Origin of the sequence: Burkholderia sp. 28_3, from assembly GCF_003253915.1 — a bacterium.
Taxonomy (GTDB): Bacteria; Pseudomonadota; Gammaproteobacteria; order Burkholderiales; family Burkholderiaceae; genus Burkholderia; species Burkholderia cenocepacia.
In genome coordinates this window covers 1-14154 of record NZ_QKZF01000019.1, presented here as the reverse complement: position 1 = coordinate 14154, position 14154 = coordinate 1, and the positions used below count along the sequence as shown (strand labels likewise).

The following is a 14154-nucleotide window of genomic DNA, read 5'->3' as shown; positions in this document are numbered from 1 at the left end:
CGATTCAATCCGCGAAAAACCCCGCGAAGCTCCACATATAACGGACTAAAATTCCGTAATTCACCTGACAGCGTGCGTCGCTGCACGTCGTTCGATTCGATGGAAAATCTCACCGGCATCGTCGCGTTCGTCCGCGCCGCCGAAGCGCTGAGCTTCGTCGCGGCCGGCCGCGCGCTCGGCATCTCGGCGTCGGCGGTCGGCAAGACGATCGCGAAACTGGAGCAGTCGCTCGGCGTGCGGCTGTTCAATCGCACGACGCGGCGCGTGACGCTCACCGAAGAGGGGCGGCATTTCTACGAGCGTTGCCAGCGCATCCTCGAGGATTTTCGCGACGCGGAGGCGACCGTGACGGCGTCCGCGCAGCGCCCGCGCGGCAAGCTGCGCGTGAGCCTGCCGGTGATCGGCTACCGCTTCCTGCTGCCGGTGCTGCCCGAATTCCGGCAGCGCTACCCGGACGTCGAACTCGATCTCGATTTCAACGACCGGATGGTCGACGTGGTCGAAGGCGGCTTCGACGCGGTGATCCGCAGCGGCCCGCTGTCCGATTCGAGCCTGATGTCGCGGCGGCTCGGTCCGTTCGCGTTCGTGCTGTGCGCGACGCCCGCGTATCTCGCGCAAGCCGGCACGCCGCGCACGCCACGCGAGCTCGAAGCGCACGACTGCGTGCGCTACTGCTTTCCGACCACCGGCAAGCTGCAGGACTGGGCGCTCGCGGCCGACGACGGCACACCGCTGAAGCTGCGCACCGCGATGACCTGCAACAACATGGAGGCGCTGCGTGGCGCCGTGCTCGCGGGGCTGGGCATCGGCTACATGCCCGACTTCCTCGCGCGCGACGCACTCGAACACGGTGCGCTCGTCACCGTGCTCGACGACTACCGGATCGCGCCGGGGCAGTTCTCGATCGTGTGGCCGTCGAGCCGGCAGTTGTCGCCGAAGCTGCGCGTGTTCGTCGATTTCCTGTGCGAGCGGCTGTTCAGGTAGTCACGCCGATCCGCTCCGCTTCCGCCGCCGGCAACAGCGCGTCGCTGTCGTCCTTCAGCCCGACGCCCGTCAGCCCGAGCCTGCGCGCATGCGTCATCAGGTAATGCAGCTTGTGCGCGGCGGCCGCGTGCGGCAGTCCTTCGGGCCGCACGTTCGAGATGCAGTTGCGCAGCGCGTCGTGACAGCCGACCTTCGGCGCCCACGTCAGATACACGCCGAGGCTGTCCGGCGAGCTGAGCCCGGGCCGCTCGCCGATCAGCATCGCGACGACCTTCGCGCGCAACAGCTCGCCGATCTCGTCGCCGAGCGCGACGCGCGCCTGCGTCGCGACCACCACCGGGCCGATCCGCCAGCCATCCGCATCGAGCCGCGGCCGCACGGCCTGCAACAGCGGCAGCGCCTGCTTCGCGGCCGCGAACGCCGACAGCCCGTCGCCGACCACGAACACGACGTCGGGCGCCTCGTCGAGCGCCGCCCCGTAACCCGCCAGCAGCCCGCGGCTGTCGTCCGACAGCTTGCGGCCGAGATCAGGCCGGCGCAGGTAATGGTCACGGTCGGGCGCAGCGCTCTGCACGCGCAGCGTCGGCAGCATGCCGGCCGCCTCGATCTCGCGCCGCAGCGCATCCGCGTCGAGCGGCTGGTGCACCGCGTCGCGCGCCTGCGCATGCGACAGGTTGAAGGCCAGCAGCGGCGCGGTCGGCAGGCTGTTGCCCGCGCGGCCGAGCGCGATCCGCGCGTTCGTGAACGACTTCAGCTGCGCCCAGGGGTTCTTTTCGACGGCGTCGCTCATGCGGACACCCCCATCCAGTCGTTCGCCCCCGCGAGCAGCGGCACGCGCGCCGTCGCGGCGCGCAGCGCGCCGTGCGCGTCGGCGATCTCCATCGTCTCCAGCCATTCCTCGAACTCGGGCGCGCGGCGCAGCCCGAGCACCTCGCGCACGTAGAGCTGGTCGTGGAACGACGTGCTCTGGTAGTTCAGCATCACGTCGTCCGCGCCCGGAATGCCCATGATGAAGTTGATGCCGGCCGCCCCCAGCAGCGTCAGCAGCGTGTCCATGTCGTCCTGGTCGGCTTCCGCGTGGTTCGTGTAGCAGATGTCGCAGCCCATCGGCACGCCGAGCAGCTTGCCGCAGAAGTGATCCTCGAGGCCCGCGCGGATGATCTGCTTGCCGTCGTACAGGTATTCGGGCCCGATGAAGCCGACCACGGTGTTCACGAGGAACGGCTCGAACTTGCGCGCGACCGCATACGCGCGCACTTCGCAGGTCTGCTGGTCGACGCCGAAATGCGCGTTCGCCGACAGCGCGCTGCCCTGGCCCGTCTCGAAGTACATCAGGTTGTTGCCGACCGTGCCGCGCTTCAGCGCCAGTGCGGCCTCGCGCGCCTCGCCGAGCAGCGCGAGCGAGATCCCGAAGCTGGCATTGGCCTTCTCGGTGCCCGCGATCGACTGGAACACGAGATCGACCGGCGCACCCTTCTCGATCGCCGCGATCGTGTTGGTCACGTGCGTGAGCACACACGACTGGGTCGGCACGCCGTAGCGCTCGCGGAAGCCGTCGATCATCGCGAGCAATTTCACGATCGCCGCGAGGCTGTCGGTGGCCGGGTTGATGCCGATCATCGCGTCGCCGCAGCCGTACATCAGCCCGTCGAGCATCGATGCGGCGATGCCCTTCACGTCGTCGGTCGGGTGATTCGGCTGCAGCCGCACCGACATCCGGCCGGCCAGCCCGACCGTGTTGCGAAAGCGCGTGACGACGCGGCGCTTCCTCGCGGCCGCGATCAGGTCCTGGTTGCGCATCAGCTTCGACACGGCCGCGACCATCTCGGGCGTGAGGCCGGGCGCGATCCGCTCGAGCGCCGCGCCGTCGGCCGCGGGCGACAGCAACCAGTTGCGGAAATCGCCGACGGTGAGGTGCGAGATGTCGGCGAACGCCTGCGCGTCGTGATCGTCGATGATGAGGCGCGTGACCTCGTCGTCTTCATACGGGATCACCGCTTCGTTCAGGAACGCCTTCAGCGGCACGCCCGCGAGCGCGATCTTCGCGGCGACGCGCTCCTCCTCGCTCGCCGCCGCGACGCCGGCGAGCTGGTCGCCGGAACGCAGCGGGCTCGCCTTCGCGAGCAGCGTCTTCAGGTCCGCGAAGCGGTACGTGCGCGGACCGATCGTCTCCGTATAGGACATCGTGCGAGTCTCCTTGTCCATCCCGGGGCCGGTTCACGCCCCCGATCAAAAGCCGACGGCGCGCCCGTTCGACGGGGCGCGCCGGATGCCGTCAGGAACGGCCTTTCACTTTCACCTTCGCCTGCACCGTCGGCATCGCTCACTCCTCGAGCAGCGCGTCGCCGGGCGCGCTTGCGCGCTGCGCGCGGGTCGCGAGGAAGTACGCGTAACCGACCGCGAGGAAGCCGACGAACACCAGCGCGACCAGCCCGTTGAAATACACCATCGTACCGAGGCAGACCAGCGCCGCGAGGATCGCGAATGCCGGGAAGATCGGATACAGCGGCGCGCGGAACGGTCGCTCCAGGTTCGGCTGCGAGCGGCGCAGCTTGAACAGCGCCGCCATGCTCACGATATACATCACGATCGCGCCGAACACCGACATCGTCACGATATTCGCGGTGAGCGTCTGCCCGCCGAACTGGATCAGCTCGTCGCTGTAGATCGCGGCGATCCCGACCACGCCGCCCGCGAGGATCGCGCGGTACGGCGTCTTGAAGCGCGGATGCACCTTCGCGAGCCATTCGGGCAGGTAGCCTTCGCGGGCCAGCGCGAAGATCTGGCGCGAATAGCCGAGGATGATCCCGTGGAACGACGCGACGAGCCCGAACAGCCCGAGCCACACGAGCATGTGCATCCAGCCGCTGTTCGCGCCGACGATGTACTTCATCGCCTGCGGCAGCGGATCGTTGATGTTCGCGAGCTTGGTCCAGTCGCCCGCGCCGCCGGCGAACACCATCACGCCGATCGCGAGCGCCACGAGGGTCAGGATCCCGGCCACGTACGCGATCGGAATCGAGCGCTTCGGGTTCTTCGCTTCCTCGGCGGCCATCGCGACGCCTTCGATCGCGAGGAAGAACCAGATCGCGAACGGAATCGCCGCGAACATCCCGTGGAACGCGCCCAGGCTGAAGTGATCGGCGCCCGACCAGCCGCCCTTCGTGAAATTGCTCCACGCGAACCCCGGCGACACGACGCCCATGAACACCAGCAGCTCGAAGATCGCGAGCAGCGTGACGACGAGCTCGAAGGTCGCCGCGATCTGCACGCCGACGATGTTCAGCGCCATGAACACGAGATACGCGCCCATCGCCGCGTGTTTCGGTTCGAGCCCCGGAAACTGCACGTGCAGGTACGCGCCGATCGCGAGCGCGATCGCGGGCGGCGCGAACACGAACTCGACGAGCGTCGCGGCGCCGGCCAGATAGCCGCCGGTCGGGCCGAACGCGCGGCGCGCATACGCGAACGGGCCGCCCGCATGCGGAATCGACGTCGTCAGCTCGGTGAAACTGAAGATGAAGGTGGTGTACATCGCCGCGACGAACAGCGCGGTGATCACGAAACCCAGCGTGCCGGCGCTCGCCCAGCCGTAGCTCCAGCCGAAGTATTCGCCGGAAATCACGAGGCCGACCGCGATGCCCCACAGTTGCCAGGTCCCGAGCGTCTGCTGCAGCGCGGGCTGGCCGGACAGCTTGGCGCCGGCGGCGGGCCGGCCATTCGACTCTGCTTTCATCGGACTCTCTCCTCAAAGGCGCCGGGCCTGCGGACCAGCGCGACTGAGAATCGATGCTAGAGAGTCATTAAACGACGTGTTATCGAAATTCGGCAAAGATCGCGGCTGACGTTTCGCTTGCGGAAACGCCGGCCGCGTCCGTTGCGACGTCGATCCCGGCCCGCGCGACGCAGGCCCGATCGTCCGTGCTTACTGGCCGCCGCCGCGCTGGTTGAACCAGCGGTCGAGCAGCTTGCCGGCCGCCTCGCGACCGCCGAGGCCGAACGACAGCGCAACGGCCACCGCGATCGCGCCGAGCACGAGACCGAACGCGAGCTGGACGATTTCGTTGGCGATGCCCATCGCGCGCAGCCCCATCGCGAACACGAGGCCGAGGATCGCGAATTGCGCGATGCGTGCGAACAGCACGCTGTGCTCGCGGTCGGCCTGCTCGATCACGCGGCGGGCGAGGCCCGCGAGCCACACGCCGATCACGAGGATCACGCCGCCCATCAGCACGTGGCCGCCGAATTCGATGAACAGCGTGACGACGTCGCGCACCTGCGAGAAACCGAGCCGGTTCGCGGCCTCGACCGACGCGAACAGCATCGCGAAAAACACGATCAGCCGCGCGACCAGCACCGACGGCTGCAGGATCCCGGAGAACACGCGCTCGACACCGAGCACGGCCGGCAGCCCGTCGACGCCGGCGGCTTCCAGCAGCTTCTGCGCGAGCGACGCGACGAAGCGGGCGAAGTAGAACGTGACCAGCACGATCACGATCGCCGCGACGATGTCCGGCACCGCGCCGAGGAACTGGTTCAGCATGTTGGTCGCGGGGATCGAGATCGCGTCGATCTTCAGCGCGTCGAGCGCGGAGATCAGCGTCGGCACGAACACGAACACGTAGACGATCGTGCCGACCAGGCTCGACACGCGCACCGGCGTCGGGCTGTCGATTCCTTGCGTGAGGCGGTCGGCGCCGGCCGCGACCAGCAGGTTGGTCACGAGGCCGCGCAGCACGCGCGCGACGACCCAGCCGACGAAGCCGATCACCGCGGCCGCGAAAATGTTCGGCACGATCGCGAGCAGCTTGTCGACCATCCCCTGCACCGGCGACAGCAGCCCCGACAGCGCGAACGACGCGAGGATCGCCGGCAGGAACATCAGGATCACGAGCCAGAACAGCACGTCGCCGAGATAGCCGCTCATCGGCTGCATGCCGGCGCTTTCGGACAGCGTGGCGTCGACCTTGCTCGCCTTCAGCGCGCGGTTCGCGAGGCTGCGCAGCAGCGATGCGATCAGCCACGCGATCAGCGTCAGCGCCGCGCCGCCGATCAGGTTCGGCAGGTAGTTGACGATGTGCGTGACGAGCAGCGAGAACGGATTGGAGACCGCGTACAGGTTGAGCACGTTGAAGATGCCCACCGCGGTGACGAGCAGCACGAGCCAGAACAGGCCGCCGGCGATGATGCGTTCGACGCACGCGCCCTGGCCGGTGCTGTCGGTGATCCGCTGATCGACCTTCAGCGCGTTGAGCAGGCGCAACGCGCCGGCCCGCACCGCCACGGCGATCAGCCAGCCGATCACCAGGATGCCGATCGCGCCGGCGATCTTGGGCAGGTATCCGCCTAGCGTGGTCTGCAGCGACGTGATGAAGCTGGAAGCATCCATTTCTTCTTCTCCCGAAAACGTGGCGTTGCGATTGAACATCGACGAACTACCTGCGTACTTCGAAAAACGTGCGTTGCCGCCGGAGCAACTTACCTGAGAAAAATGACGCGTTCACCCGATTTCACCGTCTTTAACTTTAGTCATAGATCCCGGAGGGGCAAGACCCCATTTCGTCAAAATTAAAAAGGGATCGATGATTCGGGGTCCCGCATTTCCGCAAGATTTATCCATTCGGGCCGTGCTACCGTGGCGTCGGTGCTTGCCCCGGACACGTCGATGCCCCCCACCGAAACCAACCCCGAGCCGCCCGCGTGGGCCCGCTACGCGGCGAGCGTGGCGCGCGTTCACGCGTACATCAGCACGCATCTCGACGGCCCGCTCGACCTGAACCGGCTCGCCGAAGTCGCGTGCCTGTCGCCGTATCACTGGCAGCGCGTCTATCGCGCGCTGTACGGCGAGTCGATCGTGCTGACGGTGCGGCGGATGCGGATCGTGCGGGCGTCCGAGGATCTGGTCTGCACCACGCGGCCGCTCGACGAGATCGCGCGGCGGGCCGGCTACGGGTCGACTCACGCGTTCGCGCGGGCGTTTCGCGACACGTACGGCGTGCTGCCCGCGCAGCACCGGCGCACCGGCAGCCACCGGCCGATTTATCCACTACAGCGAGGAGAGGAAGACATGTTCAAGCACGAGGTCGAGATCCGGCGTCTGCCGGCACTGCGCGGCTACGCGGTGGCGCACACCGGTGCGTATATGAAGGTGGGCGACGCGTTCGGGCGCATCGGCGCGTGGGCCGGGCAGCACGGGCTGATCGGCCCGGGCGCGAAGATGATCGGGATCTTCTACGACGATCCGGACACGACGCCCGAAGCGCAGTTGCGCGCGAAGGCCTGCCTGATGCCGGCCGACGGCGCGCCGGACGTGGCGCCCGTGCCGCCGGTCGAGCGCGCGACGATCGCGGGCGGCGAATACGCGGTGCTGCTGCATACGGGGCCGTATGCGGACCTGAAGACGGCCTACCAGTGGCTCTACGGCGACTGGCTGCGTCATTCGGGCCGCGAAGCCGCCGACGCGCCGCCGTTCGAGCTGTACCTCAATACGCCGATGGACACGGCGCCGGCCGATCTGCGCACCGAAATTCACCTGCCGTTGCGCTGAGCGACGGGTGTGCCGCGCAGCCGTGTATCTTGACGAACCGCGACGATATTGCGGGTGCGACGATGCCCGGGACGACACCGGGCATGCCGGTGCGCCGGCCTTGAACGAAGCGCGCCGGCCCGTGCGTATGCGTAGCCGGCGCGAATTCGCGGAGATCCTTAAGCCGCCGGCGTCCCGCAGCCGGGGCAGAACCGCGCGTCGGCCGCCAGCGCCGCATGGCAGCGGCTGCAAGCCTTGCCGCGTTGCGCCGTGCCGCATTGCGCGCAGAAGCGTGCATCGGCTGCGTTGAGTGCGCCGCAACCGGCGCAGGCGAGCTGGCTCAGCGCCAGATTCCCGCCCCGACCACCGTTCGCCGCATCGGCCGGCGCCTGCCAGCCCCAGCCGTGGCGATCGCGGCCGCGCGCATCGTGGCCACCATGGCCGCCCTGGCGCGACCCGCCGTGATGCCCGCCACCGTGCCCCCCGTTTCCGCTATTGCCGTGCCCGCTGCCATGACCGCCGCCGTGGCCGCCGAGAATCCGTTTCAGAAAGCTCATCGTCCGCTCCTCAACGCTGGGCCCGGGCGCCGCCGAACGCCCCGGAGGACGACAGCAGCCGCAAGCCGTTGGCCACGACGATCAGGCTCGCGCCCGCATCGGCGAAGACCGCCATCCACATCGTGCCGAGCCCCGCGACCGTGAGACCGAGGAACACGACCTTCACGCCGAGCGCGAAGCCGATGTTCTGCACCAGCACGCGATGCGTCGCGCGCGACAGCCGCACGAACGCGGGAATCTTGCGCAGGTCGTCGTCCATCAGCGCGACGTCGGCCGTCTCGATCGCCGTGTCGGTGCCCATCGCGCCCATCGCGAAGCCGATGTCGGCGCGCGCGAGCGCCGGCGCATCGTTGATCCCGTCGCCGACCATCCCGACCGCACCCGCGCCGCCCGCCGACAGTTCCTCGACCGCCGCGAGCTTGTCTTCCGGCAACTGGTTGCCGCGCGCGTCGTCGATGCCGGCCTGCTGCGCAATCGCCTGCGCGGTATGCGGGTTGTCGCCCGTCAGCATCGCGGTGCGGATGCCGAGCGCATGCAGATCGGCGATCGCGTCGCGGCTCGTGTCCTTGATCGTGTCGGCCACCGCGAAGAGGCCGAGCACGCGCGTTTCGTCGACCAGCACGACGACGCTCTTGCCCTGCCGCTCCAGCGCGTCGAGCTTCGCCTCGAGCGCCGTCGAGCAGCGTTCGAGTTCCTCGACGAGCCGATGGTTGCCGAGCCAGTAGCGCGTGCCGTCGATCGTGCCGCGCACACCGCGCCCGACGATCGCTTCGAAGTCCTGCACGTCGGCGAATGCCGTCGTGCCGGCGTCGCGCGCCGCGGCGGCGATCGCCTGCGACACCGGGTGGTCGGAGCGCGCCGCGAGGCTCGCGCCGAGGTGCCGCACGCGCGCCGCATCGGCGTCGTCCGCATGCACGTCGAAGTCGGTCTGCACCGGCTTGCCGTGCGTGATCGTGCCGGTCTTGTCGAGCGCGAGCCACGCGAGCTTGCGCCCTTCTTCCAGATAGACGCCGCCCTTCACGAGAATCCCGCGCCGCGCGGCGGCCGCGAGCCCCGACACGATCGTCACCGGCGTCGAGATCACCAGCGCGCACGGGCACGCGATCACGAGCAGCACCAGCGCGCGGTAGATCCAGTCGTGCCACGCGCCGCCCATCACGAGCGGCGGCACCACCGCGACCAGCAGCGCGACCGCGAACACGATCGGCGTGTAGACGCGGGCGAACTGGTCGACGAAGCGCTGCGTCGGCGCCTTCGCGCCCTGCGCTTCCTCGACCGCGTGAATGATCCGCGCGAGCGTCGAGTTCGCCGCGACGGCCGTGACGCGGTAGTCGAACGAACCCGATTCGTTGATCGTGCCCGCGTACACGGCGTCGCCGCTCGCCTTTTCGACGGGCAGGCTCTCGCCGGTGATCGGTGCCTGGTTGACCGTCGAGCGGCCCGCGACGACTTCGCCGTCCAGCCCGATCCGTTCGCCCGGCTTCACGCGCACGACCGCGCCGAGCGCGACCTGCGCGGCCTCGATCGTGCGCCACGCGCCGTCGGCCTGCTGCACGGTCGCGGTGTCCGGCGCGAGCTGCATCAGCCCCTGGATCGCGTTGCGCGCGCGGTCGAGCGACTTCGCCTCGATCAGTTCCGCGATCGTGAACAGCACCATCACCATCGCGGCTTCCGGCCACTGGCCGATCGCCATCGCGCCCGTCACCGCGATGCTCATCAGCGCGTTGATGTTCAGGTTGCCGTTGCGGATCGCGATCCAGCCCTTCTTGTACGTGGTGAGCCCGCATGCGAGCACCGCGGCGAGCGCGAGCGCCGCCGACAGCCACACCGGCAGCCCGGCCCAGGTCGCGCCTTCGGACGCGATCGCGGCGACGCCGGCGAGCGCGAGCGGCCACCACGGCTTCGCGGGCGCGTCGGCGACGCGCGCCGCCGGGGCGCCGGCCGTCGCGGCCTCCGGCGTCATCCCGAGCGTGCGGATCGCGCTTTCGATCGCCGGCTGCGCGCCGGGCGCGTGCTCGACGGTCAGCATCCGCTGCATCAGGTTGAATTCGAGCGCCGACACTTCGCTCATCCCGCCGAGCTTCTTGCGAATCAGCGTTTCCTCGGTCGGGCAGTCCATCTGCATGATCCGGAACGCGGAGCGCACGTGGCCCGACGCGGTCGCCCGCGCGACCGGCAGCGGCGCGAGCGTCAGCGCGGCGGGCGCGCAGCAGTCGCCGGCCGCGTGGTCGTGGTCGTGGTCGTGGTCGTGGTCGTGGTCGTGGTCGTGGTCGTGGTCGTGGTCGTGGCCGGCATGGTCATGCGCGGCGTGGTCGTGCGAACACGTCGCGCCGTGCACATGCTGGTCGTCGCCCGCATGGCCGTGATCGTGGTCATGACCGGCCTCGCCATGCGCGACGTGATCGTGCCCATGATCGTGGTCATGGCCGTGCGCGCGCTCGCCGGCCGCCGGCGCCGCGTCGGCAACGGTCGCCGTCTGCGTGTCGCGCGCCTCGGCGCAGCACGCGTCGGCGCCGCCGGCATGACGGTGTCGTGGGTCGTGGGGACGCTTGGCGTCGGTCATGACAACCTCCTTTGTGGCTTGACGGTGTAGAGTTAACACCCTGAAGCCACTACAAGGTCAACCCTTACACGGGAGAAAGGCATGAAGATTGGCGAACTGGCCAAAGCGGCCCGCTGCACGCCCGAGACGATCCGTTTCTACGAGAAAGAGGGTCTGATGCCGGACGCGGAGCGCACCGATTCGAACTACCGCAACTACACCGACGTGCACGTCGAACGGCTGCGCTTCATCCGCAACTGCCGCGCGCTCGACATGGCGCACGACGAGATCCGCGCACTGCTGCGACTCACCGACACGCCGGCCGACCGCTGCGATTCGATCAATTCGCTGCTCGACGATCACATCGGACACGTCGATGCGCGCCTCGCGGAACTCACGCAGTTGCGCGACCAGCTCACCGAATTGCGGCGCCAGTGCGTCGGCGAGCATTCGGTCGAGGATTGCGGGATCGTGCATGGCCTCGCGACGATGGAAACCGTCGCGCCGGCCGCGAAGCGCTCGCACCTCGGCTGAAACGCTTGTCAAATCTGATAGTCTGATCGAGAATAGTTATATTATTACTAGATATACTTTAACTATTCATGTCTACGAGCCGTCCGTCCCCGCTCGCGCTGGCCGTCCTCGCGACGCTCACCGAAACGCCGATGCATCCGTACGGGATGCTGCAGCAACTGAAGGCCCGCGGATACGACGAAGTCGTCAACGTGCGGCAACGCACGAGCCTCTACCAGACGATCGACCGGCTGCTGCGCGACGGGCTGATCGCCGTGCACGACACCGAGCGCGACGGCGCGTTTCCGGAGCGCACGCTGTATGCGCTGACCGAAGCCGGGCACACGGCCGGGCAGGCGTGGCTGCACGCGCTGCTCGCGGAGCCCGCGCGCGAATTTCCGGCATTCGGCGCCGGCCTCGCGTTCCTGCCGCTGCTCGATGCCGAGGACGCACGCCACCAGCTCGAGTTGCGCATCGCCCGGCTCGACGCCGAACGCGAGCGGCTGGAAGCGCTGCGCGCGACCGCGCAGGCCGATCAGGTGCCGCGCCTGTTCCTGCTGCAGAACGAGCATGCGCTCGTGCTGCTCAATGCGGAGCTCGACTGGGCGCGCAGCGTCGTCGAGCACCTGAAGATCGGCGCGCTGCGCTGGGTGGACGGCTGACGCGTCGCGCCGCCCGATGCGGGTCGGCAACGGGCGGCGGCCGCGTCAAAGGACCTTGCCCGGATTGAGGATGCCGCGCGGGTCCAGCGCGGCCTTCAGGCGTCGCATCAGCCCGATTTCCGCGTCGCTGCGCGTGTGCGCGAGATAAGGACGCTTGAGCACGCCGATCCCGTGCTCGGCCGATACCGAACCGCCCATGTCGCGCACCACCGCATACACGCAGTGATCGAGCGCATCGGCGTCCGCGTCGGTCATCGCGGCCAGCGACACGCCGATATGCACGTTGCCGTCGCCGACATGGCCGAAGAACAGGCACGTGAGCGCCGGCCAGCGCGTCCGCAACGCCGCCTCGCAGCGCTCGGCGAACGTACCGAGTTCGCCGGTCGGCAGACTCACGTCGAAGTTGACGAGATGGGGCAGCGCATCGATCGCGAGGCCTTCGCGCAGCGTCCACAAATCGCGCGCCTGCCGCTCGGAAGTCGCGAGTACCGCATCGTCGACGAGCGCTGCATCGACCCCCGCGGCGAGCGCCGTTTCGAGCGCATGATGCGCATCGCCGCCCGGCGCGCTCGTCGCGCATTCGATCAACACCACGAAACCGCCGTCGCCGACGAACGGCGCCGACACACCGGGCGTATGCCGCGCGACGTAGTCGTAGAACGCCGGCCACATCGCCTCGAAGCTGACGACTTCCGGCAGCATGCGCACGCGGTTCCACAGCGCGACCACCGCGTCGTAGTCGCGCACGCGGCAGAGCGCCGTGGCCGGCGCCGCGAGCAACGGATGCAGCCGCAGCACCGCGCGCGTGACGACGCCGAGCGTCCCTTCGCTGCCGATGAACAGCTGCTTCAGGTCGTAGCCCGCGTTGTTCTTCAGCATCCGGTTCATCGACGACACGACCGTGCCGTCCGCGAGCACCGCTTCGAGCCCCAGCACCTGCTCGCGCATCATTCCGTAGCGGATCGCACGCGTGCCGCCCGCGTTGGTCGCGAGCATGCCGCCGATCTGGCACGAGCCGCGCGCGCCGAGATCGACGCCGAACGTGAAGCCCGCCGCTTCCGCGGCGTCCTGCACGGTCTGCAGCGGCGTGCCCGCGCGCACGGTGATCGTGCCGGCCGCCGCGTCGAGCGCCTCGATGCCCGCGAAGCGCTCCATCGACAGCACGACCTCGCCGCCCAGCGCGACCGCCCCGCGCGCGAGCCCGGTCAGCCCGCCTTGCGGCACGACCGGCTGGCCGAGCCGCATGCACAGCGCGAGCGCGCGAGACACGTCGTCGACGCTGCGCGGGCGCACCAGCGCACGCGGCCGCACACCGGCCGGCTCGTTGTACGCCGTGAAGTAACGTGGATCGATATCGGCCGCGCGCGTGACGAGCGCGTCGCCCAGTTCGGCGGCGAGCACCGCATCGACGGCGTCGTCCGGCAACGGCCTGCCGTCCGGTGCGCGGCCCGCGACGGTCGGGTTCGGGGTCGGCATCGTGCGCGGCCCCGCTTACTTCGTCGAGATGTCGATATCGCCGAAATACTTGAGGCCGAGCGACTTCACCGTGCCGTCCGCCTTCAGCTTGTCGATCGCCGCGTCGAGCTTCGCCTTCAGCGCATCGTCGCCCTTGCGCAGGCCGAACGCGATGCCGCTGCCGAGGATCTTGTCGTCGTGCACCGGCTGGCCGACGAACGAGAAGCCCTTGCCGTCCGGGCGCGACAGGAAGCCGCGCTGGCCGGACGGCGCGAGCACGAGCGTCGCGTCGAGGCGGCCCGCGACCAGATCCGCATACGCCTGGTTCTGGTCCTGGTACGCGACGATCGCGACGCCGGCCGGCTCCCAGTGCGCCTTCGCGAAGGTTTCCTGGATCGACGCCTGCAGCACGCCCACGCGCTTGCCCTTCAGCGATTCGGGCGTCGGCAGCAGTCCGCTGCCGGTACGCGCGATCAGCTGGGTCGGCACGCGATAGATGATCGTCGTGAAGTCGATCGCCTGGCGCCGCTGCTCGGTCGCGTTCATCGCCGAGTTGATCGCGTCGAACTTGCGGCCCTTCAGCGCCGGGATCAGCCCGTCGAACGACGTCTCGACCCATTTGCACGACAGCTTCGCCGTCTGGCAGACGGCGTTGCCGACGTCGATGTCGAAGCCCTGCAGGTCGCCGTTCGGCGCCTTCGATTCGAACGGCGGATATTGCGCTTCGAGGCCGAAGCGCAGCGTCGGCGCATCGGCGAGCGCCGCGCCGGAGCCGATGGCGCACGCGAGTGCGAACGCGAGTTTCAGGGTGGCCGTGTGTTTCATCGTGATCTATATGAACGCGTCCCGTTTGCAACAGTTTTCGTGTGTTCAGACAGACAGGATGGGCTGCAGCTCTATATCCGGCCTTGTTGC

Annotated in this window: 12 protein-coding genes; 4 read left to right on the top strand and 8 right to left on the bottom strand. The window is 68.8% G+C overall.

The features are described 5' to 3' along the window. Positions 1-99 precede the first annotated feature (99 nt). Positions 100-984 carry a LysR family transcriptional regulator gene (locus tag DFS13_RS29455; protein WP_012492249.1) on the top strand — a complete coding sequence of 295 codons (885 nt, stop codon included), beginning with the start codon at positions 100-102 and terminating at the stop codon, positions 982-984. On the opposite strand, the gene eutC is transcribed toward DFS13_RS29455, so the two are convergent. The 4 genes from eutC to DFS13_RS29435 all read right to left on the bottom strand — a co-directional run bounded on the left by eutC (position 977) and on the right by DFS13_RS29435 (position 6373). After that, entirely contained in the window at positions 977-1774 is a 798-nt protein-coding gene (gene eutC, locus DFS13_RS29450; RefSeq protein ID WP_034201150.1) for an ethanolamine ammonia-lyase subunit EutC, read from the bottom strand. The genes DFS13_RS29455 and eutC overlap by 8 nt on opposite strands. Beyond that, a complete protein-coding gene (locus tag DFS13_RS29445; RefSeq protein WP_006489528.1) occupies positions 1771-3168 on the bottom strand; it encodes an ethanolamine ammonia-lyase subunit EutB in 1398 nt (465 codons plus the stop codon). The genes eutC and DFS13_RS29445 overlap by 4 nt, the downstream gene beginning before the upstream one ends. 139 nt (positions 3169-3307) lie before the next feature. Next, complete coding sequence (gene eat / locus DFS13_RS29440; RefSeq protein ID WP_006496293.1) at positions 3308-4720, bottom strand: ethanolamine permease; 1413 nt, start codon at positions 4718-4720, stop codon at positions 3308-3310. A gap of 189 nt (positions 4721-4909) precedes the next feature. Next, complete coding sequence (locus DFS13_RS29435) at positions 4910-6373, bottom strand: mechanosensitive ion channel (RefSeq protein ID WP_034201881.1); 1464 nt, start codon at positions 6371-6373, stop codon at positions 4910-4912. 276 nt (positions 6374-6649) lie between these two features. Between DFS13_RS29435 and DFS13_RS29430 the strand changes: the two genes are divergently transcribed. Next, positions 6650-7531 carry a GyrI-like domain-containing protein gene (locus DFS13_RS29430; RefSeq protein WP_034201151.1) on the top strand — a complete coding sequence of 294 codons (882 nt, stop codon included), beginning with the start codon at positions 6650-6652 and terminating at the stop codon, positions 7529-7531. 158 nt (positions 7532-7689) lie between these two features. Here DFS13_RS29430 and DFS13_RS29425 read toward each other — a convergent pair whose 3' ends face one another. Both DFS13_RS29425 and DFS13_RS29420 read right to left on the bottom strand, forming a co-directional pair. Then, positions 7690-8067: a zinc ribbon domain-containing protein gene (locus tag DFS13_RS29425; protein ID WP_034201152.1), complete on the bottom strand. Its 378-nt coding sequence runs from the start codon at positions 8065-8067 to the stop codon at positions 7690-7692. A 10-nt stretch (positions 8068-8077) separates the two neighbouring features. After that, a complete protein-coding gene (locus DFS13_RS29420; protein WP_111442450.1) occupies positions 8078-10630 on the bottom strand; it encodes a heavy metal translocating P-type ATPase in 2553 nt (850 codons plus the stop codon). 81 nt (positions 10631-10711) lie between these two features. On the opposite strand from DFS13_RS29420, the gene cadR reads away from it, so the two are divergent. Together cadR and DFS13_RS29410 are read left to right on the top strand one after the other, a co-directional pair. Further along, entirely contained in the window at positions 10712-11143 is a 432-nt protein-coding gene (gene cadR / locus DFS13_RS29415) for a Cd(II)/Pb(II)-responsive transcriptional regulator (RefSeq protein WP_006490878.1), read from the top strand. Between the two features lie 68 nt (positions 11144-11211). Next, positions 11212-11784, top strand: coding sequence for a PadR family transcriptional regulator (locus tag DFS13_RS29410; protein WP_006490876.1), 573 nt, complete (start codon positions 11212-11214; stop codon positions 11782-11784). A 45-nt stretch (positions 11785-11829) separates the two neighbouring features. On the opposite strand, the gene DFS13_RS29405 is transcribed toward DFS13_RS29410, so the two are convergent. After that, positions 11830-13260: an FAD-binding oxidoreductase gene (locus DFS13_RS29405; protein ID WP_111442449.1), complete on the bottom strand. Its 1431-nt coding sequence runs from the start codon at positions 13258-13260 to the stop codon at positions 11830-11832. Positions 13261-13275: 15 nt separating this feature from the next. Further along, complete coding sequence (locus tag DFS13_RS29400) at positions 13276-14064, bottom strand: ABC transporter substrate-binding protein (protein ID WP_006488477.1); 789 nt, start codon at positions 14062-14064, stop codon at positions 13276-13278. Between the last annotated feature and the right edge of the window lie 90 nt (positions 14065-14154).